Origin of the sequence: Stenotrophomonas nematodicola, from assembly GCF_009467805.1 — a bacterium.
GTDB classification, from domain to species: domain Bacteria; phylum Pseudomonadota; class Gammaproteobacteria; order Xanthomonadales; family Xanthomonadaceae; genus Stenotrophomonas; species Stenotrophomonas nematodicola.
Genome location: NZ_WIAY01000001.1, coordinates 1,428,573 through 1,446,347, shown reverse-complemented (window position 1 = coordinate 1,446,347; position 17,775 = coordinate 1,428,573). Strand labels below are relative to the sequence as shown.

The following is a 17,775-nucleotide window of genomic DNA, read 5'->3' as shown; positions in this document are numbered from 1 at the left end:
GCTCAGCTGTCCTCGTCGAAACGCCGTTCGAACAGCGACACCACCGCATCCATCGCAGCAGCTTCGTCCTCGCCGTCGATGCGCACGGTCACCGGGGTGCCTTGGCCGGCGGCCAGCAGCATGACGCCCATGATGCTCTTGGCGTTGATCTCACGGCCCTTGGCGGCCATGGTCACGTTGCAGCGGAAGGGCGCCAGCTCCTGCACCAGCTTGGCAGTGGCGCGGGCATGCAGGCCCAGACGGTTGGATACAGTGAGTTCTCGTTCAAGCATCGTCGACAATCGCTCCATTGCGAGTGCCTGCCGCAGCAGTGGCAGGTAGTTGATCCAGTCCCTGTTCCGGATAATTCATCACCCGCAACAACATCGGCAGGCTAAGCGCCGAAACCCGGCGCGCCGGGGTGCCCAGACGAGCCAGCTGCCCGGCCAGATTGCTGGGGCTGGCGCCGTACAGGTCGGTCAGGATCAGCACGCCCTGTCCACTGTCCACCCGGCGCAAGGCGGCCGAGGCGAGCGGGAGCAGGGCGTCCAGGTCTGCGTCGAACGGTACTTCGAAAGCGTCGGTCTTCAGCGGCAGGTGCCGCAGCAACCGGGTTGCCACGTCCAACAGGGAAGTGCCAACACCGGGGTGGGTTACGAGGAGAATGCCACAGGTCATTGCCAAACGTTAACAGGTCAACGTGAATTGGCGATAGCCGCAAAACAGGGGCGCTGTATCCCGTATTCATGATGAGTCGGTGTGGCGCCTGCGCCGGGTGTCCCGGAGAGCCGGCCAGCGGCCGGCTCGACGGATCAATCCAGTTCGCGATGGAACGTGGCCACGTCCGGCCAGCCCTGGTCCCGCGCATGCCGGGCCATCCGCTCGGCCAGGTACACCGAACGGTGCTTGCCGCCGGTGCAGCCGAAGGCGACGGTCACGTAGCTGCGGGTGTCGTTGCCCAGGCGCGGCAGCCAGGTGTCGAGGAAATCCACCAGCTGGGCGGCATAGCGCTTTACGTCCGGCTGCTCGTCCAGGTACTCGCGCACCCCCCGGTCGCGGCCCGACAGCGGGCGCAGTTCCGTGTTCCAGTGCGGATTGGGCAGCACGCGGACGTCGAACACGAAGTCGGCCTCGGCCGGCACGCCGCGCTTGTAGGCGAACGACTCGAACAGCAGGGACAGCTTGCTGCCGTGGTTGAGCGCGAACCCTGTCACCACCTTGCGGCGCAGCTGGTGCACGTTGAGGTCGGTGGTGTCGATCACGGCATCGGCGGCGCGGCGCAGCGGGGCGGTCAGTTCGCGCTCGCGGGCGATCGCCTCGGGCAGCGACAGGCCAAGCTGGCTCAGCGGGTGGCGGCGCCGGGTGTCGGCGTAGCGCTTGAGCAGGGTTTCATCGGTGGCGTCGAAGAACAGCAGCTGGGCGTCGAGCCCGGCGGCCTTGGCATCCTCGCGCCAGTGCGAAAGCTGGGTCAGGTCGCTCTGCGCGCGCACGTCGATGCCCACCGCCAGCCGGCGCGGGCCCTCGGTGCCGCTGTCGCCGAGCAGGCTGCGCACGAAGTCCGGCAGCAGGTTGATCGGCAGGTTGTCCGAGCAGTAGTAGTCGAGGTCTTCGAAGGTCTTCAGTGCGACCGTCTTGCCCGAGCCGGACAGCCCGCTGACGATTATCAGCGTGGCCGGGGGCGGGGCAGTGGCGGGGGCAGTGGGCAGGCTCATGGGGTGCGGCGTTCCAACATGTTGCTGTGGCGGGCGATGAACATCGCGGCGGGGTCGATACCCTTGGTACGTAGAATGTGCAGCCGGGTGGCCGCTTCGGTCAGCACGGCCAGGTTGCGGCCGGGCATCACCGGCAGGGTGATCAGCGGCACGTCCAGGTCCAGCACGTGGCGGGTGCCCGAATCGCCGGTGAGGCGTTCGTACCCGTGGGGTGTCGGCTCGGTCATCGGCTTGGTCAGGTGGACGATCAGCCGAAGGTACTTGTTCTTCTTTACCGCGGTGTCACCGAACATCTCCCGCACGTTCAGCACGCCCAGTCCGCGCACTTCCAGCAGATCCTGCAGCAGCTCCGGGCAGGTGCCGTCGAGCACGTCCGGGGCGATCTGGGTAAACTCGGGGGCGTCATCGGCCACCAGCCGATGGCCGCGGCTGAGCAGCTCCAGGGCCAGCTCGCTCTTGCCCGACCCGGCCTCGCCGGTGATCAGCACGCCGATGGAATAGATCTCCATGAATACGCCATGCAGGATCACCCGCGGCGCCAGCGTGCGCGCCAGATGGTAGGACAGATGGTTGAGCAGCTCGTGGCCGCGCTTGGGCGAGACCCACAGCGGGGTCTGCGACTCGTCGGCGGCCGCGCGCAGGTCTTCCGGGCAGGACTGGTTGCGGGTGATCACCAGCGCCAGCGGATGCGACTGCATGATCCGCTCGATGGTCTCCCAGCGCTGGCGCGAGTCCAGCGAATCCAGCCAGGACAGTTCCTCGGTGCCGAGGATCTGCACTTTGTTGGGGTAGATCGCGTTGAGGTAGCCGGCCAGCGAGGGCCGGCGCGACACGGTATTGCCGGCCTCGAGCTCGCGGCGCTCGCCCTTCTGCCCGGCCACCCAGCGCAGGCTGAGGCGATCGCGCTGCTGTTCGAACAATTCGCGTGCGGTGATGCTCGTATTCATGCGGCACTCGCCGGCGGAGGGAATTCGATGACCTGGCGCAGGGCGTCGCCGTCGCGCGCCTCGCGCAGTGCCTGGCGGATGGCCGGTTCGGAGAACAGTTCGGCCAGCTCGGACAGCAGCATCAGATGTTGATGGGTGTAGTGCGCGGGGACGGCGATGGCGAACACCAGGTCCACCGGTTCGTCGCTGCCGAACTCCACCGGTGACTCCAGGCGCAGCAGGGCACCGCGGGGGCGCTCGAGCAGCGGCGCGCGGCCGTGCGGGATGGCGATGCCGTGCCCGATCCCGGTGCTGCCCAGCGCTTCGCGCTGGCACAGGTTCTGGTAGATCAGCTCGGCATTGGCTTCGCGGCAGGCCAGCAGGCGGGCGGCCGCTTTGAGGACACTGTCGCGGTCGGCGGCCGGCAACACTTGCGTGCGCACGGCCGCCAGGAGGTCAGTCAAAGGCATGTCAGGGAAGAACGAGGGCGTCAGCCCTCATTGTCGCCCACCGGCAGCGGCAGCGGCGCGTGCTGCTGCTTTTTCTCCTTGTGCTTGATCACGAGGCGGTCGAGCTTGTCGGCCAGGATATCGATGGCGGCGTACATGGTCGGGCCGCTGGCGTCGGCGTGCAGGGTCTGCCCGGGGACGTTCACACTGGCATCTGCATGGTGGTCCGGCTTGCGGATCGACAGCTGCACGCGAATCTCGCAGTGCTGGTCGAAATGCTTCCCCAGCCGCTTCAGCTTGGTTTCCACGTACTCGTTCAGAGCGGGGGTGAGTTCAAGCTGCTGGCCATACGTTTCGATGCGCATCGGGTTTCTCCTTCGTTCGGATTTGCCAATGAACCTTCCCGCCTGGCGCGGTGGAGCGTCAGGCGATTCTTACTCTTTCGTGCGAGGCGGAAATGTTCATGGCCTCACGATACTTCGCCACGGTGCGCCGCGCCACCGGTATTCCCGAGGTCTTGAGCAGGTCAGCCAGCTTGGCGTCAGAAAGCGGCTTGCGCGGGTTCTCGTCGTCGATCAGGCGCCGGATCATGGCCTGGATGGCGGTGCTGGAGGCTTCCCCGCCGCTGTCGGTATCGATGCCCGAGGCGAAGAACGACCGCAGCGCCAAGGTGCCGCGGGGGGTGCGGACGTATTTGCGTGCGATGGCGCGGGAGATGGTCGATTCGTGCAGGCCCAGCTCGCCGGCCACCTCGCGCAGCGTCAGCGGGCGCAGGGCCTGTTCGCCGAACTCCAGGAAGGCGGCCTGCTGCTGCAGCAGGCAGCGCACCACCCGCAGCAGGGTTTCGCCCCGGGCTTCCAGGCCCTTGAGCAGCCAGCGCGCTTCCTGCAGGTGGGCGCGCAGGTAGCCGGCGTCGCTTTCCCCGCAGCGGCGGATCATCTGTTCGTAGCCCCGGTGGATCACGACCCGGGGGCCGGCATGGCCGGCCAGGGCCGCCCGCCAGATGCCGTTCTGGCGCCAGACCACGCAGTCGGGCACCACGTAGCTGTCGTGGGAAAGCTCGCCGATCTGGGTGCCGGGGCGGGGGTCCAGGGTCCGCAGCAGCTGCACGGCGGTGTCCACTTCGGCCAGTGGCTCGCGCAGCTCGTGGGCAATGCCGGCTACGCCGCTGCGCGGCAGGCGCTCCAGCGGGCCGTCGGCGATGCGGCGGGCCAGGGCCAGCCCGGGGGTGTCGGCGGGCAGCACGTCCAACTGCAGGCGCAGGCACTCGCCCAGGCTGCGCGCGCCGATCCCGATCGGGTCGAAGCGCTGGATCTGGTGCAGGACGGTCAGGATTTCCGCTTCACTGGCGTGGATGCCCGGGAGCAGGGTGTCGGCGATGGCGCTCAGCGGCTCGCGCAGATAGCCATCATCCTCGAACGCATCGATCAGCGCCGCGCCGATGCTGCGGTCGCGGCTGGAGAGGTGGGACAGGTGCAGCTGCCACAGCAGGTGGTCGGCCAGCGATTCGGTTTCGGCCACGCGCTCGGCGGCGCTACCGGTGTCGTCGTCATCGAACGAGCCGCCGCTGTTGCCGCTGCTCCAGTCGCCCTCGCCAGGCGCCCAGTCATCCGCACCGGGACCGGCGGCATCGGCATCCCGGTCGCCGTGCTCCTCGCCGTCGCCTGCATTCACGGTCGTGGCGGTCTCGCCCGGCAGGGCCTCCAGCGCCGGTTCGGCGTTCTCGGCCCATTCCAGCAGCGGGTTGGTCTCCACTGCCTCGGCGATTTCCAGGTCGAGCTCGGCGCTGGACATCTGCAGCAGCTTGATGGCCTGACGCAGCTGCGGCGTCATGACCAGTTGTTGCCCCATCGATGTCTGCAGCCGTGCTTTCATGCCTGTGCCGAACGGAGGGAAGGCGTTGCGGCGGCCGCTGGATCAGAGCTTGAAGGTGTCCCCAAGGTAGACGCGTCGGACGTCGGCGTTGGCCAGGATCTCGTCCGGCGCGCCCTGTGCCAGCACGCTGCCTTCGTTGAGGATATACGCGCGGTCGCAGATTCCCAAGGTTTCGCGCACATTGTGGTCGGTGATCAGGACCCCGATCCCGCGCTGCTTGAGGTGGGTGACGATGCGCTGGATCTCACCGACCGAGATCGGGTCCACGCCGGCGAACGGTTCATCGAGCAGGATCAGGCGCGGGCGGGCCGCCAGCGCGCGGGCGATCTCGCAGCGACGGCGCTCGCCGCCGGACAGGCTGGCGCCGAGCTGGTCGGCAACGTGACCGATCTGCAGTTCGTCGAGCAGCGAGTTGAGCTCCTTCTCGCGGCCGTCCTTGTCCAGGTCTTCGCGCAGTTCCAGCACCAGGCGCAGGTTGTCGGCCACGGTCAGCTTGCGGAACACCGACGGTTCCTGCGGCAGGTAACCCACGCCCTGCTTGGCGCGGGTGTACATCGGGTCGCCGGTGATGTCCTTGCCGTCCAGCACGATGCTGCCGGCATCGGCTTCGACCAGCCCGACAATCATGTAGAAGCAGGTGGTCTTGCCGGCGCCGTTCGGCCCGAGCAGGCCGACCACTTCACCGGCGTCCAGGGTCAGGCCGAAATCCTTCACCACTTCGCGCTGCTTGTAGCGCTTGCGCAGGCCTTTGGCGACGAGCATTACTTCTTGCTCCCGGCAGCGGCCGGCGCGGCGGCCTTGGCCTTCGGCTGGATCACGGTGCGCACACGGGTGCCGTCGCCACCGCTGTTCATCTCGCCGGTACGGGTGTTGTAGGTCATCTTCTGGCCGGCATTGGTGCCGCGCGCGCTCTTGACGTTGTAGTTGCCGGTCATCGTGAGCACTTCGCCCTTGATGTCGTAGTCGATGCGGTCGGCCGAGGCATCCATCCAGCTGCCGTCATCGAGCTGCTGCTTGAGCTTGGCCTGCTTGCCGGTGAATACCGCACGCACCGGCTCGCCGTCCTTGAGGTAGATCTCCGCTTCGGACGAGCGCAGGTCCAGCGTGCCCTGGATGACGATGACGCCCTGGGACAGGGTGGTCTTGCCATTGCCGTCGAGCGTGCCGGTCTGCGCGCCCGCGTCGATGGACATCGGCTCGTTGCGGTCGGTGGACTTGGCGCTGGCGGCGAAGGCGGGGACGAGAAGACTGATCGCGCAGGCGGCTGCAAAGAGGATCTTCATGAGGTGGTCTGTTCTGCCGGTGTTGGGGCCGGGCCGTGGGGCCGGGGCGGTATCGGGGTCACGGCTGGCACCATGCCAGACGCGTGGAGGGGGCATCCGCTGCTGGCCTGCGCCTGTCCGGGGACGGCGGCACGGCCGGCAGCCTGGTCAGCGGGTGGGCGTGTAGGTGCCCTTGGACTGACTGAGGAAACGGTAGGTCTTGGTCTTGGAATCCAGTTCGAACCCGACCCCGGACTGCATCATACCCGGGCGGGTCATGGTGACCTTGGCATCGGTGCTGGCGCGGTTCTCCTTGGGGAACACGTCGAGGTGGTCGGTGCGGAACGTGGTGGGGGGTACCGCAGGCACCTTCGGGCTGTCGCCGCTGACGTTGCCGGTCAGTTTGAGCTGCTCGCCCTTGGCGCTGACCCAGCCCTTGTCGCTGCGCAGCTCCCAGTGGTTGCCGTCCTGGTCGGGCAGCAGGAACACCGGGGTGGTGATGTTCATGGTGGCGTCGCTGCGGGTGCGTTCCAGCAGCGGCGCGCGCAGGGTGGTGGACTCCTTGCCCTGTTCGTCGAGCGCCACGATCTGGAAGTCGTGCAGCACGTAGTCCTTGCCGCCGTCGTCGCCGGCCACGATGTCGCTCCTGCTGCCATTGCGCAGCAGCGACCAGCCGCTGAGCAGCGCGGCAACCAGCAGCAGGGCGCCCAGTCCGGTCCGCCAGCTCATGCGCCGAACCTCGCCAGCACCGCATCGACCTTGCCCTGAGCGGCCAGCAGCACATCGCACAGTTCGCGGGCCGCGCCGCGGCCGCCATCGGCGCGGGTCTGCCAGTGGACGCGCTCGGCGATCCAGGGATGTGCATTGGCCGGGGCCACCGCCAGGCCGACCGCGCACAGCGGCGCGAGGTCGGGCAGGTCATCGCCCATGAAGGCGACCTGGTCCAGGCCGATGTCGTGTTGGGCGCACAGCGCGCGCACGCTGGCCAGCTTGTCGCCGACCGCGATCTGGGTGTCGATGCCCAGGTCGGCGCCGCGCCGGAGCGCGGACTGGCTGTTGCGCGCGGTGATCAGCACCGGGTGGATCCCGTGCTGCTGCAGCAGTTTCAGGCCAAGTCCATCCTGCACGTAGTACGCCTTGCTCTCGTTGCCGTCCTTGTCGTAGTAGAGCCGACCGTCGGTGAGCGTGCCGTCCACGTCGAAGCAGGCCAGCCGGATACGGCCGGCGATGGCATGCAGGTGGGGCGGAAAACCGGGCAACGGGGAGTAGGGCATCAGGGCGGCAGGTCAGCTGAATGGAAGGGGGGAACTGTGGTTTAAACCACCCGCGCCCGCAACAGGTCATGAATATTGAGCGCACCGACCAGCCGGCCGTCGGCGTCGACCACCATCAGGCCGGTGATTTTGTGGGTTTCCATCAGCCGCGCCGCTTCGGCGGCGAGCTGGTCGGCCCCGATGGTACGCGGGTGGCGGGTCATCACATCGGCGATGCGCGCGCTGCGCACGTCCAGCGCGCTGTCCAGCGCGCGGCGCAGGTCGCCGTCGGTGAACAGCCCGATCAGGCGCTCATCGGCATCGACCACGGCGGTCATGCCCAGCCGCTTGCGGCTCATTTCCACCAGCGCTTCGCTGAGGCTGGCGTCGGCGCCCACGCGGGGCAGTTCGTCGCCGCTGTGCATGACGTCGGTGATGTGCAGCAGCAGGCGTCGTCCGAGGCTGCCGGCCGGGTGCGAACGGGCGAAGTCGTCGGCGGTGAAGCCACGCGCGTCGAGCAGGGCCACGGCCAGGGCATCACCCATCGCCAGCGAGGCGGTGGTGCTGGAGGTCGGCGCCAGCGCCAGCGGGCACGCCTCGGCCGGCACGCTGACGTCCAGGTGGATATCGGCGGCCTGGGCCAGGCTGGAGGCCGGGCGGCCGGTCATGGCGATCAGCCGGTTGCCCTGGCGCTTGAGCACCGGCAGCAGCATCAGCAGCTCGTCGGACTCGCCCGAGTAGGACAGCGCCAGCACCACGTCGGCCTCGGTGATCATGCCCAGGTCGCCGTGGCCGGCTTCGCCGGGGTGCACATAGAAGGCCGGGGTGCCGGTGGAGGCCAGGGTCGCGGCGATCTTGCGCGCCACGTGCCCGGATTTGCCCATGCCGGTGGCGACCACCCGGCCCTTGCTCTCCAGTACCAGCTGGCAGGCCTGGCTGAACGCATCACCCAGCCGCTCGGCAACGGCGGCCAGCGCATCGCGCTCGATGTCGAACACGCGGCGGCCGCTGGCGACCAGGGCGGCGGGGTCGGCCGGATGGGGCAGAAGGGGCGATACAGCCATGCGGGCGCCACGCGGAAGAGTAGAATGAGCCCACATTTTATTAGGAAAGCCCGTTGGACGCTGAGACCATCCGCAAACTGATCGAATCCGGCCTGCCGGGCGCCCGCGCGGACGTGCAGGGCGATGACGGGGTACATTTCGAGGCCACCGTGGTGTGCGAGGCCTTTGCCGGCAAGCTGCCGCTGGCACGCCACCGCATGGTCTATGCCACGCTGGGTGATCTGATGGGCGGAGCGATCCACGCGCTGGCGCTGAAGACGGTTACGCCGGCTGAAGTGGGCTGACGGGCCGTTCAGCAGACTGACAGCCGGCTCCACCCCCGTCGCCTGCATTCCTTCCTCTTCCCCCTTTTTCTGCAGAGTTTATGGCCAAGATCGTAGTGACCGGCGGCAAGCCGCTGCACGGTGAAGTGAACATTTCCGGCGCCAAGAACGCCGTCCTCCCCATCCTGTGCGCGACGCTGCTGGCCGATGCGCCGGTGGAGATCACCAACGTGCCGCACCTGCACGACGTGGTCACCACGGTGAAGCTGCTCGGCGAACTGGGCGCCAAGGTCACCATCGACCAGGGCACCCTGTCGCGCGGCAGCGCGATCGTGGTCGATCCGCGTCCGGTCAACCAGCACGTGGCGCCGTATGAGCTGGTCAAGACCATGCGCGCGTCGATCCTGGTGCTGGGCCCGCTGCTGGCCCGCTTTGGCGCGGCCGAAGTGTCGCTGCCCGGCGGCTGCGCGATCGGGTCGCGTCCGGTCGACCAGCACATCAAGGGCCTGCAGGCGCTGGGGGCTGAGATCACTGTCGAGAACGGCTTCATCAAGGCCCACGCCACCCGTCTGAAGGGGGCCCACTTCACCTTTGACATGGTCAGCGTCACCGGCACCGAGAACGTGCTGATGGCTGCCGTGCTGGCCGAAGGCACCACCGTGCTGGACAACGCGGCGATGGAGCCGGAAGTGACCGATCTCGCCCACTGCCTGATCGCGCTGGGCGCGAAGATCGAGGGCCTGGGCACCGCCCGCCTGGTGATCGAAGGCGTCGAGCGTCTCTCCGGCGGCCGTCACGAAGTGCTCCCGGACCGCATCGAAACCGGTACGTTCCTGGTCGCCGCCGCGATGACCGGCGGCAAGGTCACGGTCAACCGCGCACGTCCGAACACGATGGACGCGGTGCTGTCCAAGCTGGTTGAAGCCGGTGCGACGATCGAGACCACCGACGACAGCATCACCCTGGACATGCAGGGCAAGCGTCCGCGCGCGGTCAACCTGACCACCGCGCCGTATCCGGCCTTCCCGACGGACATGCAGGCGCAGTTCATGGCGCTCAACTGCGTGGCCGACGGCGTGGGGGTGATCAACGAGACGATCTTCGAAAACCGCTTCATGCACGTCAACGAGCTGCTGCGCCTCGGCGCGGACATCCAGGTTGAAGGCCACACGGCGATCGTGCGCGGCTCGGTCGAACTCAGCGGCGCGCCGGTGATGGCGACCGATCTGCGCGCGTCGGCGTCGCTGATCCTGGCCGGGCTGATGGCCGACGGCGATACCACCATCGACCGCATCTACCACCTGGACCGCGGCTACGAGAACATCGAAGAGAAGCTGTCTTCGCTGGGCGCCACCATCCGGCGCGTGGCCGCATGATCCTGCGCGGCCGGTTCACCCGCCGCCGCAAGGCGCTGCTGATCCTGGTGCTGGTGGTGCTGGGTTGGCTGGGCTATGCCTGGTACGCCAGGATCGCCATCACCCGTGGCATCGAGCAGCAGGACATGGACTGGAACGCCGACGGCAGCGTCAGCCGCACCGAAGTGCTGCAGGCGTTCTACGCGGTGGGCGTGGACGATACCCAGGAAGGCAACCGGCACTGCCGCACCTTCTACTGGCGCGCCAATCACGAGCAGATCCGCGTGGACTGCAAGACCGTGTTTGGCGAGGCCAGCCCGGAATGAAAAAACGCCCGCGCAAGCGGGCGTTTTTTTTGGCGGCTTACTTGAAGGACTTGATGGTCAGGTCCAGCGCGTCCTTGCCGCCCTCACGCTGCAGCAGGCGCGCCGGTACCGGGAACTCCTTCACGATCCAGGCGATCAGTTCCTTGTTTCCATCGCCGCGCGAGACCTTGGTGGCATCGTAGGTCTTGCCTTCGACGGTGATCTTTTCCTGGCCGACCACCTTGTAGGTCATCGGCTTGATCCGGCCTTCGTCGACCATGCGGTAGTTCAGCGGCTTGCCGGCCGCCAGATCGCGCGCGATCGCCAGGTTGATCAGCAGGGCGTCCATGTCGCCGGCCTTGAGCGCCACCGGCCCGCGACGCTCGGGCTTGATGTCGCCGGTCCAGGTCGCCTGATTGCTGGTCCAGTTGTAGGCGGCATCCACATTGCGCTTCTTGACCAGCAGGATCGAGCGGTCGTGGCTGCTCAGCGGGCGCAGGCGGCCGGCGGCTTCCTCGAACACCGTGCTCTGGCTGAGGTCGGCCAGCTGGTTCTTCACGTTCAGGCTGTAGCGCCACTTGTTGGCGCCTTCGCTGGCCAGGGTCATGGTGCCATTGGCCTGCATGCCCATGTAACTGGCCTGGTAATCGGCCTTGAAGGGCTGCAACGCCATTGCCGGCAGGCTCACCACGGCCAGTGCGCCGGCGGCGATCCAGGTCAGCGGACGGTTCATCATGGTCATGCTCAAACTCCTTGGTATTCGATCAGGCGCAGGTCGATCCGATCTTCGCCGTCTTCGCGTTGCAGGATACGTACGGGCGTGGGCACGCCGTTGGCGATCCAGAGGATGGTTTCATCGTTGCCGCCGTTGGTGCGATACACCCGCAGCGCGTTGTAGGACAGGTCGCCGACCTGGACGTTCTCGGTGTCCGGGGCGGCCTGGTAGTCGTGCTGGCGCACGCGGCCCACGTCCACGTAGCGGTAGTGCATCTGACCGCCCGGGCGCGCGTCGCGCATGATCGCCAGGTTCAGCAGCAGGGCGCTCTGGTCGCCGCGCTGCAGCGGGATCGGCACGGTGCGTTCCTTCTTCAGGTCGCCCAGCCACTGCGCGGTGCCGGCCTGCCAGTTGTAGGTGCCGGTGACCTTCTTGCCCAGGAACAGGCCCTTGCGGACGGTGGCCTGGCTGAGCGGCACATAGGTGTCGCCCTGTTTCTCGAACACGGTGCTCTGTTCCAGGTTCAGACCGAGCACGCTGGCGAAGCCACGGCGTCCCACCACCTGCATGTCCACGCGCCACTGCGCACCGCCGGTATGGGTGACCCGCATCGTGGCATCGCCGGCCTCCTTGCCCTTGTACATCGCCTGGTAGGTGGCCGTGAACGGCTGCAGCGGCGGTGCCTCCCACGGCGTTGCAGGCAGGGCCGGCGGCGGTTCGGGCGCGGCCGGAGCTTCCTGCGCCTGCACGAGGGCAGCGGTGCACAGCAGGGATGCGATCAGCAGCACTGGCTTGAACAAGGGCGTTCTCATGCGGTCAAGAAGAGCGGAGGAGGGAGGATGCCAGCGCCGGGGTCAGCGGCATGTGTGCGCCGCAGTCAGCGGTTCAGCTGTCCGGCGCAATCTAGGCGCAGCGGATTAAACAGGGGGTGACCGTCGACAGCAACCTGACCGTCGCGTTCAGACACGCGCCCGGCCACGAGCAGGCGCAGGCTGGCGATCAGCAGCGGGTGTTCGACCGCCAGCACCCGCTGGGCCAGCGATTCGGCGCTGTCGCCGGGCAGGACCGGGACCCGCGCCTGGGCCAGTACCGTGCCGGCATCCAGCTCGGGCACCACGAAGTGCACGCTGGCACCGTGCTCGGCATCGCCGGCTTCCAGCGCACGGGCGTGGGTGTGCAGGCCCTTGTAGCGCGGCAGCAGCGAGGGATGGATGTTGACCAGGCGGCCACTGAAACGCTGCACGAAGGCCGGCCCGAGGATGCGCATGTAACCGGCGCAGACCACCCAGTCCGGCGCGAACGCGGCCAGCGCATCGGCCAGGGCTGCATCGAACGCGGCGCGGTCGGCGAAGTCGGCCGGCGCACATGCCCAGCGCCGTTCCGGTGCCACCTTCAGCAGCGCGGCCGCGCCGGGGCGGTCGGACAGCACGCCCACCACGTCGGCGTCGAGCTGCCCGGCCGCCTGGGCATCCAGAATGGCCTGCAGGTTGCTGCCACGGCCGGAGGCCAGCACCGCGATGCGCGTACTCATGCCGGGAGGGCGTTGCCGTCGTCGAAGGCCGCGCGCACTTCCGGACGCTTGAAGGCCACGTAGGCGTACGCACACAGGGCCATGCCCAGCGGCCCGGCGAAGCAGGCCAGGAAGCTGGCGATGGTGCAGTACCGCAGGCGGATCCGACGGCCGATGTAGCGGGCGGTGAAGAACTGCACCACGCCCAGGATCGCGCCCAGTACCGACAACGCCAGCAGGACGATGAACAGGCCGACCGGCGCGGCGTCCGGGCTGGTCGACCCGCGCTCGCTGACATAGCCGGCCACGCTGATCAGCACGAACAGGCCGCCGGCCAGGACGTGCACGATGGCCAGCACGTAGAACAGGATGTTGAGATTCTGCAGGTGCGAACCGACCTGCAGCGGGGTCCACTGCGAGGACGGGGCGGGCAAGGGGGGCGGGGTCGGGGTCATCGGGCGCTCAGGGTTGGGCCGGCACGGGCTGGAAGGCGGGCTTCACCGCCGGCTTCAACAGCACCACCAGGGTGAACACGCCCAGCACGGTGCCGAACGGCGTGAACAGACACGACAGGGCCGCCACCACCAGGCACAGCGTGTACCGGCGGCGCTGCGCCAGGCTTCGCCCGGCCAGCACCATCAGCGATGTCATGGTCAGGCAGACCACCAGGAACAGCGCGCCCATGCCGACGAACATCCAGCCCACCATCAGGTCGCTGTTGGCGCCGGCGGCCTGCTGGTTGGCCGGGAACCAGCCGTTGACGATGCCAAGGCCGATACCGATGTAGAGCAGCGGGAAGAGCGCGAACAGGGCCATCAGGCCGGCGACCACGTAGTGGAAGATCGACAGCAGGCGCAGATGGCCTTGGTCTTCCAGCGACAGCAGCGGCGGCGGAGCCAGCGGGGTGGGGGCAGCGTCCATGCGTATCTCCCGGATCAGCCGATGTGGACGCGTTCGGCGCCGTCGGTGGCGGCGGTGACCTCGCCGATGGTCCAGTGCGCCAGGCCCAGGCCGTCCAGCGCGGTGCCGATGCGCCCGGCCTGCGCCGGCGGGACCACCAGCACGAAGCCGATGCCGCAGTTGAAGGTGCGCCACATTTCGGCATCGGCCACGGCGCCTTCGCGCTGCAGCCACTGGAACACCGGCGGCAGCGACCAGGCGCTGGCGCGGATGTCCAGGCCCAGGCCATCGGGCACCACCCGGATGATGTTCTCGGTCAGGCCGCCACCGGTGATGTGGGCCATGCCGTGGATGGCCTCGCCGTGGGCCTTGAGCAGCGCCAGCACCGGCTTGACGTACAGCGCGGTCGGCGCCATCAGCGCATCGACCAGGCGCTTGCCGTCCTCCAGCACCAGGTCGGCCGGCTGCCCGGCGCGGTCGTAGATGCGGCGGATCAGCGAGTAGCCGTTGGAGTGCGGGCCGGAGGAGGCGATGCCGATCAGCAGGTCGCCCTGGGCCACGCGCGCGCCGTCGAGCAGCTCGGACTTCTCCACCGCGCCCACGGTGAAGCCGGCCAGGTCGTATTCGCCCGGCGGGTACATGTCCGGCATTTCGGCGGTTTCACCGCCGATCAGCGCGCAACCGGCCTCGGTGCAGCCATTGGCGATGCCGCCGACCACGGCGGCGGCCGTGTCGATGTCCAGCTTGCCGGTGGCGAAATAATCCAGGAAGAACAGCGGCTCGGCGCCCTGCACCAGCACGTCGTTCACGCACATGGCCACCAGGTCGATGCCGATGGTGTCGTGGCGGCCCAGCTGCTGGGCCAGCTTCAGCTTGGTTCCCACGCCGTCGGTGCCCGAGACCAGCACCGGTTCGCGGTACTTGTTGGACAGGTCGAACAGAGCGCCGAAACCGCCCAGGCCGCCCATCACTTCCGGCCGGAAGCTGCGCTTGACCAGCGGCTTGATGCGTTCGACCAGCTCGTTGCCTGCGTCGATGTCGACACCGGCGTCGCGGTAGGTCAGGGAAGGAGGGGTCGAAGACGGGGAGTTGGTCACGGGCGTGGGCGCTGCGCTGGGGTGAAAGCGGGATTTTAACAGGCCACGTTGGCGCACAGGCCCTATTCGGGCAACAATTCCCCCTGGATACGCTCTATGGAAAGTCCTGATGCGCCGCAGCCTCCTGTTTGTGATGTTCCTCGCCCTGTGCCTGCCGGTGGCCACGATGGCCCAGAGTGGCCTGCGGACCGAGGGCGATGTCGCCAGCGCCTCCGGCGCCTATGAGGCGGAGGTGCCGGTCAACAGCCAGAGCGATGCCGACCGCAATGGCGCCTTGGCGCGCGCGCTGGGCAACGTGCTGGCCAAGCTCTCCGGCGACCGCGGCGTGATGGCCCGGCCGGGCGTGGCGCAGTCCCTGCGCGGGGCCAAGGATTACGTGGCCAGCTACGACTACCGCCAGGACCAGAGCACCTCGGCCAGCGGCGCCCCCAGCTACCGGACGGTGCTGGTGGCGCGCTTCCGCCAGGATGACGTGGATGGGCTGATCGGCGCATTGGGGCTGCCGCTGTGGCCGCAGCCGCGGCCCAAGCCGGTGGTCTGGCTGGCCATCGATGACGGCTCGGGCCCGCGCCTGGTCACCGTGCAGCAGGCCAATGCCGCCCGCCCGTTGCTGAACCGCGCGATCGAGCGCGGCTACAAGCTGGGCCTGCCGTCGGGCAGTGCGGCCGAGCAGGCCCTGGTCGGTGCGATCTGGCGCCAGGACACCGCCGCGGTGGCCCGTGCGTCGGCGCGCTATGCCCCGCCGATGCAGCTGGTGGGCAAGCTGTACCGCGACAAGAGCGGCGGCTGGGTGGCCGACTGGGTGTTCGTCGATGGCGGCAAGGAACTGAACAAGTGGTCCACCAGGGACACCGATGCCCGCCGCGCGATGGCCGGTGGTGCCGACGGGGCCGCCGACGCGCTGGTGCGGCGTTACGCCAAGGCCGGTGCAGCCACCGGTACGGCGGGTACCTACCGGATCGTGGTCACCGGCATCCACAGCGCCGAGGACTACATGCGCCTGGCCGCCGGCCTGCGCGAGACCCCGGTGGTGCGCAACGTGGTGCCGGTGCGCGCTGCCGGCGACCGCCTGGAGCTGGCGCTGGACATGACCACCGGCCTGGCCGGCCTGAACCGCATGCTCGGCGACAATGGCGTGCTGGTGCCGGTCGCACCGCTGCCCGTCCCGGTCGATGGCGACGAACCCACTGCCGCGCCCGTGCCGGCCAGCAACGAGTACCGCCTGCGATGATCCTCAGCCCCGAAGCGGAAATCGCGCAGTTCCTGCGCCGCCTCAAATACGTGCTGGTCGCGCTGGCGGCGGGCTGGGTGATCTGGCTGCTCGGCCCGATTCTGACCCCGTTCGTGCTGGCACTGGCGTTGGCCTGGCTGGGCGACCCGCTGGTCGATCGGATCGAGGCCACCGGCCGTTCCCGCAATACCGGCGTGGTGCTGGTGTTCGTGGCGATGATCCTGGTGATCACGGCGGCACTGCTGATCCTGGTGCCGATGATCGAGCGCCAGATCGCCACGCTGATCGCGGCGATCCCGCAGGCGCAGCAGTGGCTGATGCAGACCGGGATTCCGTGGTTCGAGCAGAAGACCGGCCTGGAAGTCATGCAGTGGCTGGACCCGGACCGCCTGATCGAGTGGGTGCGCAGCCATTGGCAGCAGGCCGGCGGCTTTGCCAAGACCTTCTTCGGCTACGTGTCGCGCTCTGGCTTCACGATGGTCACCTGGGTGGTCAACATCCTGCTGCTGCCGATCCTGGCGTTCTACTTCCTGCGCGACTGGGACAAGCTGGTGGAGCGGGTGGCCTCGATGATCCCACGCAACCACATTGCCACCATCACCAACCTGGCGCGCGAGTCGGATGAAGTGCTCGGTGCGTTCATCCGCGGCCAGTTCCTGGTGATGATCGCGCTGGGCGTGGTGTACGCGGCCGGGCTGTCGCTGGTGGGGCTCAAGCTGGGCCTGTTGATCGGCCTGGTCGCCGGTCTGATCAGCTTCATCCCCTACCTGGGTGCGACCACCGGCATCGTCATGGCCGTGGTGGCCGCGCTGGTGCAGGCGCAGGGCTTCGATCTCAAGCTGCTGATCCTGGTGGGCGTGGTGTTCACCGTGGGCCAGCTGCTGGAGAGCTACGTGCTGACCCCGCGCATCGTCGGCGACAAGATCGGCCTGCATCCGGTGGCCGTCATCTTCGCGGTGATGGCCGGTGGCCAGCTGTTCGGCTTCCTGGGCATGCTGCTGGCGCTGCCGGTGGCGGCGGTGAGCAACGTGCTGCTGCGCTACGCGCACCAGCGCTACCGCGAAAGCGAGCTGTATGCCGGGGAGCGCTCGGCAATCGTGCTCGATTCCTACATCGACAAGACCGACGTGGTGATCACGATGCCGAAGGATCCGGACGGCCAGTGAGCGTGGTCCCGCAGCTGCCGCTTGCCCTGCGCTACCCGCAGGACGAGCGCCTGGAAACCTTCATCGGCGCCCCGGACGGGGCGCTGGCGCAGCTGCGTGCGATCGCCATCGGCGCGGCATCGGACTGGGTCTACCTGGAAGGCGCGGCAGGCACCGGCAAGACCCACCAGGCGCTGGCGATGTGCTCGCTGGCCGAGCAGGCCGGTCGGCAGCCGACGTACCTCCCGCTGAAGGCGGTGGTCGGGCGCACGCGCGCCGCGCTGGAATCACTGGAAGGCCGCGATCTGGTCGCGCTCGACGGCCTGGATGCCGTGGCCGGGCACCGCGACGATGAAGTGGCATTGTTCGACTTCCACAACCGCGCACGCAGTGCCGGCATCACGCTGCTGTACACCGCCCAGCATGCGCCCGACCAGCTGGGCCTGGTGCTGCCGGACCTGCGTTCGCGCCTGCAGCAGTGCGTGCGCGTGGTGTTGCAGCCGCTGGACGATGAAGGCCGTGCGGCGGTGCTGCGCGAGCGTGCGGCGCGCCGTGGCCTGGCCATCGACGAGGCCGCGATCGAATGGCTGCTGACCCGCACCGGACGCGAGCTGGGCAGCCTGGTCAGCCTGCTGGACTGGCTGGACCGCGAATCATTGGCCGCGCAGCGGCGCATCACCGTGCCGTTCCTGCGCCAGGTGGTGGAAGAAGGCTCGCACCGCCTGTAGCGCGCT

The 17,775-nt window shown here is 68.3% G+C and carries 24 protein-coding genes; 6 read left to right on the top strand and 18 right to left on the bottom strand.

Going from position 1 to position 17,775, the window contains the following annotated elements; translation table 11 throughout:
- Positions 1-2: 2 nt before the first annotated feature.
- The 12 genes from GDJ08_RS06765 to GDJ08_RS06710 form a co-directional block, all read right to left on the bottom strand.
- A complete protein-coding gene (locus tag GDJ08_RS06765; protein ID WP_017354946.1) occupies positions 3-272 on the bottom strand; it encodes an HPr family phosphocarrier protein in 270 nt (89 codons plus the stop codon).
- A complete protein-coding gene (locus GDJ08_RS06760) occupies positions 265-657 on the bottom strand; it encodes a PTS sugar transporter subunit IIA (RefSeq protein ID WP_017354945.1) in 393 nt (130 codons plus the stop codon). The genes GDJ08_RS06765 and GDJ08_RS06760 overlap by 8 nt, the downstream gene beginning before the upstream one ends.
- A gap of 134 nt (positions 658-791) precedes the next feature.
- Positions 792-1,691 (bottom strand): RNase adapter RapZ, encoded by a 900-nt coding sequence (gene rapZ / locus GDJ08_RS06755; protein WP_165699767.1) that lies wholly within the window; start codon positions 1,689-1,691, stop codon positions 792-794.
- Positions 1,688-2,638 carry an HPr(Ser) kinase/phosphatase gene (hprK, locus tag GDJ08_RS06750; protein ID WP_017354943.1) on the bottom strand — a complete coding sequence of 317 codons (951 nt, stop codon included), beginning with the start codon at positions 2,636-2,638 and terminating at the stop codon, positions 1,688-1,690. Before hprK ends, rapZ begins: the two co-directional genes overlap by 4 nt.
- Entirely contained in the window at positions 2,635-3,087 is a 453-nt protein-coding gene (locus tag GDJ08_RS06745; RefSeq protein WP_017354942.1) for a PTS sugar transporter subunit IIA, read from the bottom strand. The genes hprK and GDJ08_RS06745 overlap by 4 nt, the downstream gene beginning before the upstream one ends.
- Before the next feature lie 20 nt (positions 3,088-3,107).
- Positions 3,108-3,431, bottom strand: coding sequence for a ribosome hibernation-promoting factor, HPF/YfiA family (gene hpf, locus GDJ08_RS06740; protein WP_017354941.1), 324 nt, complete (start codon positions 3,429-3,431; stop codon positions 3,108-3,110).
- A 58-nt stretch (positions 3,432-3,489) separates the two neighbouring features.
- Entirely contained in the window at positions 3,490-4,899 is a 1,410-nt protein-coding gene (locus GDJ08_RS06735; protein ID WP_423669247.1) for an RNA polymerase factor sigma-54, read from the bottom strand.
- An 84-nt stretch (positions 4,900-4,983) separates the two neighbouring features.
- Positions 4,984-5,703, bottom strand: coding sequence for an LPS export ABC transporter ATP-binding protein (gene lptB / locus GDJ08_RS06730; protein WP_017356223.1), 720 nt, complete (start codon positions 5,701-5,703; stop codon positions 4,984-4,986).
- The gene (gene lptA, locus GDJ08_RS06725; protein WP_017356224.1) at positions 5,703-6,224 is read right to left on the bottom strand and encodes a lipopolysaccharide transport periplasmic protein LptA; all 522 of its coding nucleotides are present in this window, start codon (positions 6,222-6,224) and stop codon (positions 5,703-5,705) included. Before lptA ends, lptB begins: the two co-directional genes overlap by 1 nt.
- 147 nt (positions 6,225-6,371) lie before the next feature.
- On the bottom strand, positions 6,372-6,932 hold the full coding sequence (lptC, locus tag GDJ08_RS06720; protein WP_136006523.1) for an LPS export ABC transporter periplasmic protein LptC: 561 nt from the start codon (positions 6,930-6,932) through the stop codon (positions 6,372-6,374).
- The gene (locus tag GDJ08_RS06715; protein WP_017356226.1) at positions 6,929-7,477 is read right to left on the bottom strand and encodes a KdsC family phosphatase; all 549 of its coding nucleotides are present in this window, start codon (positions 7,475-7,477) and stop codon (positions 6,929-6,931) included. Before GDJ08_RS06715 ends, lptC begins: the two co-directional genes overlap by 4 nt.
- 41 nt (positions 7,478-7,518) lie before the next feature.
- Complete coding sequence (locus tag GDJ08_RS06710) at positions 7,519-8,520, bottom strand: KpsF/GutQ family sugar-phosphate isomerase (RefSeq protein WP_017356227.1); 1,002 nt, start codon at positions 8,518-8,520, stop codon at positions 7,519-7,521.
- A gap of 53 nt (positions 8,521-8,573) precedes the next feature.
- Between GDJ08_RS06710 and GDJ08_RS06705 the strand changes: the two genes are divergently transcribed.
- From GDJ08_RS06705 to GDJ08_RS06695, 3 genes are all read left to right on the top strand, one after another.
- On the top strand, positions 8,574-8,804 hold the full coding sequence (locus GDJ08_RS06705; RefSeq protein WP_136006526.1) for a BolA family protein: 231 nt from the start codon (positions 8,574-8,576) through the stop codon (positions 8,802-8,804).
- Between the two features lie 80 nt (positions 8,805-8,884).
- A complete protein-coding gene (gene murA / locus GDJ08_RS06700; protein WP_017356229.1) occupies positions 8,885-10,159 on the top strand; it encodes a UDP-N-acetylglucosamine 1-carboxyvinyltransferase in 1,275 nt (424 codons plus the stop codon).
- Positions 10,156-10,464, top strand: a complete 309-nt coding sequence (locus tag GDJ08_RS06695; RefSeq protein WP_017356230.1) for a hypothetical protein — start codon at positions 10,156-10,158, stop codon at positions 10,462-10,464. The genes murA and GDJ08_RS06695 overlap by 4 nt, the downstream gene beginning before the upstream one ends.
- A gap of 37 nt (positions 10,465-10,501) precedes the next feature.
- Here GDJ08_RS06695 and GDJ08_RS06690 read toward each other — a convergent pair whose 3' ends face one another.
- The 6 genes from GDJ08_RS06690 to purM all read right to left on the bottom strand — a co-directional run bounded on the left by GDJ08_RS06690 (position 10,502) and on the right by purM (position 14,665).
- Positions 10,502-11,185, bottom strand: a complete 684-nt coding sequence (locus tag GDJ08_RS06690) for a DUF3108 domain-containing protein (RefSeq protein WP_017356231.1) — start codon at positions 11,183-11,185, stop codon at positions 10,502-10,504.
- Between the two features lie 2 nt (positions 11,186-11,187).
- Entirely contained in the window at positions 11,188-11,970 is a 783-nt protein-coding gene (locus GDJ08_RS06685; RefSeq protein WP_026070793.1) for a DUF3108 domain-containing protein, read from the bottom strand.
- 65 nt (positions 11,971-12,035) lie between these two features.
- Positions 12,036-12,689 (bottom strand): phosphoribosylglycinamide formyltransferase, encoded by a 654-nt coding sequence (gene purN, locus GDJ08_RS06680; RefSeq protein ID WP_017356233.1) that lies wholly within the window; start codon positions 12,687-12,689, stop codon positions 12,036-12,038.
- Positions 12,686-13,123 (bottom strand): hypothetical protein, encoded by a 438-nt coding sequence (locus GDJ08_RS06675; protein WP_153164537.1) that lies wholly within the window; start codon positions 13,121-13,123, stop codon positions 12,686-12,688. The genes purN and GDJ08_RS06675 overlap by 4 nt, the downstream gene beginning before the upstream one ends.
- Before the next feature lie 7 nt (positions 13,124-13,130).
- Positions 13,131-13,589: a membrane protein gene (locus GDJ08_RS06670; RefSeq protein ID WP_017356235.1), complete on the bottom strand. Its 459-nt coding sequence runs from the start codon at positions 13,587-13,589 to the stop codon at positions 13,131-13,133.
- A gap of 14 nt (positions 13,590-13,603) precedes the next feature.
- Positions 13,604-14,665 (bottom strand): phosphoribosylformylglycinamidine cyclo-ligase, encoded by a 1,062-nt coding sequence (gene purM / locus GDJ08_RS06665; RefSeq protein ID WP_017356236.1) that lies wholly within the window; start codon positions 14,663-14,665, stop codon positions 13,604-13,606.
- Between the two features lie 109 nt (positions 14,666-14,774).
- Here purM and GDJ08_RS06660 point away from each other — a divergent pair, with 109 nt between their 5' ends.
- From GDJ08_RS06660 to hda, 3 genes are read left to right on the top strand one after another with little or no spacing between them, the layout of a single operon-like run.
- The gene (locus GDJ08_RS06660) at positions 14,775-15,896 is read left to right on the top strand and encodes a DUF2066 domain-containing protein (RefSeq protein WP_017356237.1); all 1,122 of its coding nucleotides are present in this window, start codon (positions 14,775-14,777) and stop codon (positions 15,894-15,896) included.
- Complete coding sequence (locus GDJ08_RS06655; RefSeq protein ID WP_017356238.1) at positions 15,893-17,062, top strand: AI-2E family transporter; 1,170 nt, start codon at positions 15,893-15,895, stop codon at positions 17,060-17,062. Before GDJ08_RS06660 ends, GDJ08_RS06655 begins: the two co-directional genes overlap by 4 nt.
- Positions 17,059-17,769 (top strand): DnaA regulatory inactivator Hda, encoded by a 711-nt coding sequence (hda, locus tag GDJ08_RS06650; RefSeq protein WP_017356239.1) that lies wholly within the window; start codon positions 17,059-17,061, stop codon positions 17,767-17,769. Before GDJ08_RS06655 ends, hda begins: the two co-directional genes overlap by 4 nt.
- Positions 17,770-17,775: the final 6 nt, after the last annotated feature.

Excerpts from the sequence above, each read along its gene's own strand:
- hpf (WP_017354941.1), bottom strand. The coding sequence starts at position 3,431 with ATGCGCATCGAAACGTATGGCCAGCAGCTTGAACTCACCCCCGCTCTG.
- hprK (WP_017354943.1), bottom strand. The coding sequence starts at position 2,638 with ATGAATACGAGCATCACCGCACGCGAATTGTTCGAACAGCAGCGCGAT.
- GDJ08_RS06745 (WP_017354942.1), bottom strand. The coding sequence starts at position 3,087 with ATGCCTTTGACTGACCTCCTGGCGGCCGTGCGCACGCAAGTGTTGCCG.
- GDJ08_RS06760 (WP_017354945.1), bottom strand. The coding sequence starts at position 657 with ATGACCTGTGGCATTCTCCTCGTAACCCACCCCGGTGTTGGCACTTCC.
- lptC (WP_136006523.1), bottom strand. The coding sequence starts at position 6,932 with ATGAGCTGGCGGACCGGACTGGGCGCCCTGCTGCTGGTTGCCGCGCTG.
- GDJ08_RS06670 (WP_017356235.1), bottom strand. The coding sequence starts at position 13,589 with ATGGACGCTGCCCCCACCCCGCTGGCTCCGCCGCCGCTGCTGTCGCTG.
- lptA (WP_017356224.1), bottom strand. The coding sequence starts at position 6,224 with ATGAAGATCCTCTTTGCAGCCGCCTGCGCGATCAGTCTTCTCGTCCCC.
- GDJ08_RS06660 (WP_017356237.1), top strand. The coding sequence starts at position 14,775 with ATGCGCCGCAGCCTCCTGTTTGTGATGTTCCTCGCCCTGTGCCTGCCG.
- GDJ08_RS06735 (WP_423669247.1), bottom strand. The coding sequence starts at position 4,899 with ATGACGCCGCAGCTGCGTCAGGCCATCAAGCTGCTGCAGATGTCCAGC.
- GDJ08_RS06685 (WP_026070793.1), bottom strand. The coding sequence starts at position 11,970 with ATGAGAACGCCCTTGTTCAAGCCAGTGCTGCTGATCGCATCCCTGCTG.
- GDJ08_RS06655 (WP_017356238.1), top strand. The coding sequence starts at position 15,893 with ATGATCCTCAGCCCCGAAGCGGAAATCGCGCAGTTCCTGCGCCGCCTC.
- GDJ08_RS06690 (WP_017356231.1), bottom strand. The coding sequence starts at position 11,185 with ATGACCATGATGAACCGTCCGCTGACCTGGATCGCCGCCGGCGCACTG.
- GDJ08_RS06710 (WP_017356227.1), bottom strand. The coding sequence starts at position 8,520 with ATGGCTGTATCGCCCCTTCTGCCCCATCCGGCCGACCCCGCCGCCCTG.
- GDJ08_RS06695 (WP_017356230.1), top strand. The coding sequence starts at position 10,156 with ATGATCCTGCGCGGCCGGTTCACCCGCCGCCGCAAGGCGCTGCTGATC.
- murA (WP_017356229.1), top strand. The coding sequence starts at position 8,885 with ATGGCCAAGATCGTAGTGACCGGCGGCAAGCCGCTGCACGGTGAAGTG.
- rapZ (WP_165699767.1), bottom strand. The coding sequence starts at position 1,691 with ATGAGCCTGCCCACTGCCCCCGCCACTGCCCCGCCCCCGGCCACGCTG.
- GDJ08_RS06675 (WP_153164537.1), bottom strand. The coding sequence starts at position 13,123 with ATGACCCCGACCCCGCCCCCCTTGCCCGCCCCGTCCTCGCAGTGGACC.
- GDJ08_RS06765 (WP_017354946.1), bottom strand. The coding sequence starts at position 272 with ATGCTTGAACGAGAACTCACTGTATCCAACCGTCTGGGCCTGCATGCC.
- GDJ08_RS06715 (WP_017356226.1), bottom strand. The coding sequence starts at position 7,477 with ATGCCCTACTCCCCGTTGCCCGGTTTTCCGCCCCACCTGCATGCCATC.
- lptB (WP_017356223.1), bottom strand. The coding sequence starts at position 5,703 with ATGCTCGTCGCCAAAGGCCTGCGCAAGCGCTACAAGCAGCGCGAAGTG.
- purN (WP_017356233.1), bottom strand. The coding sequence starts at position 12,689 with ATGAGTACGCGCATCGCGGTGCTGGCCTCCGGCCGTGGCAGCAACCTG.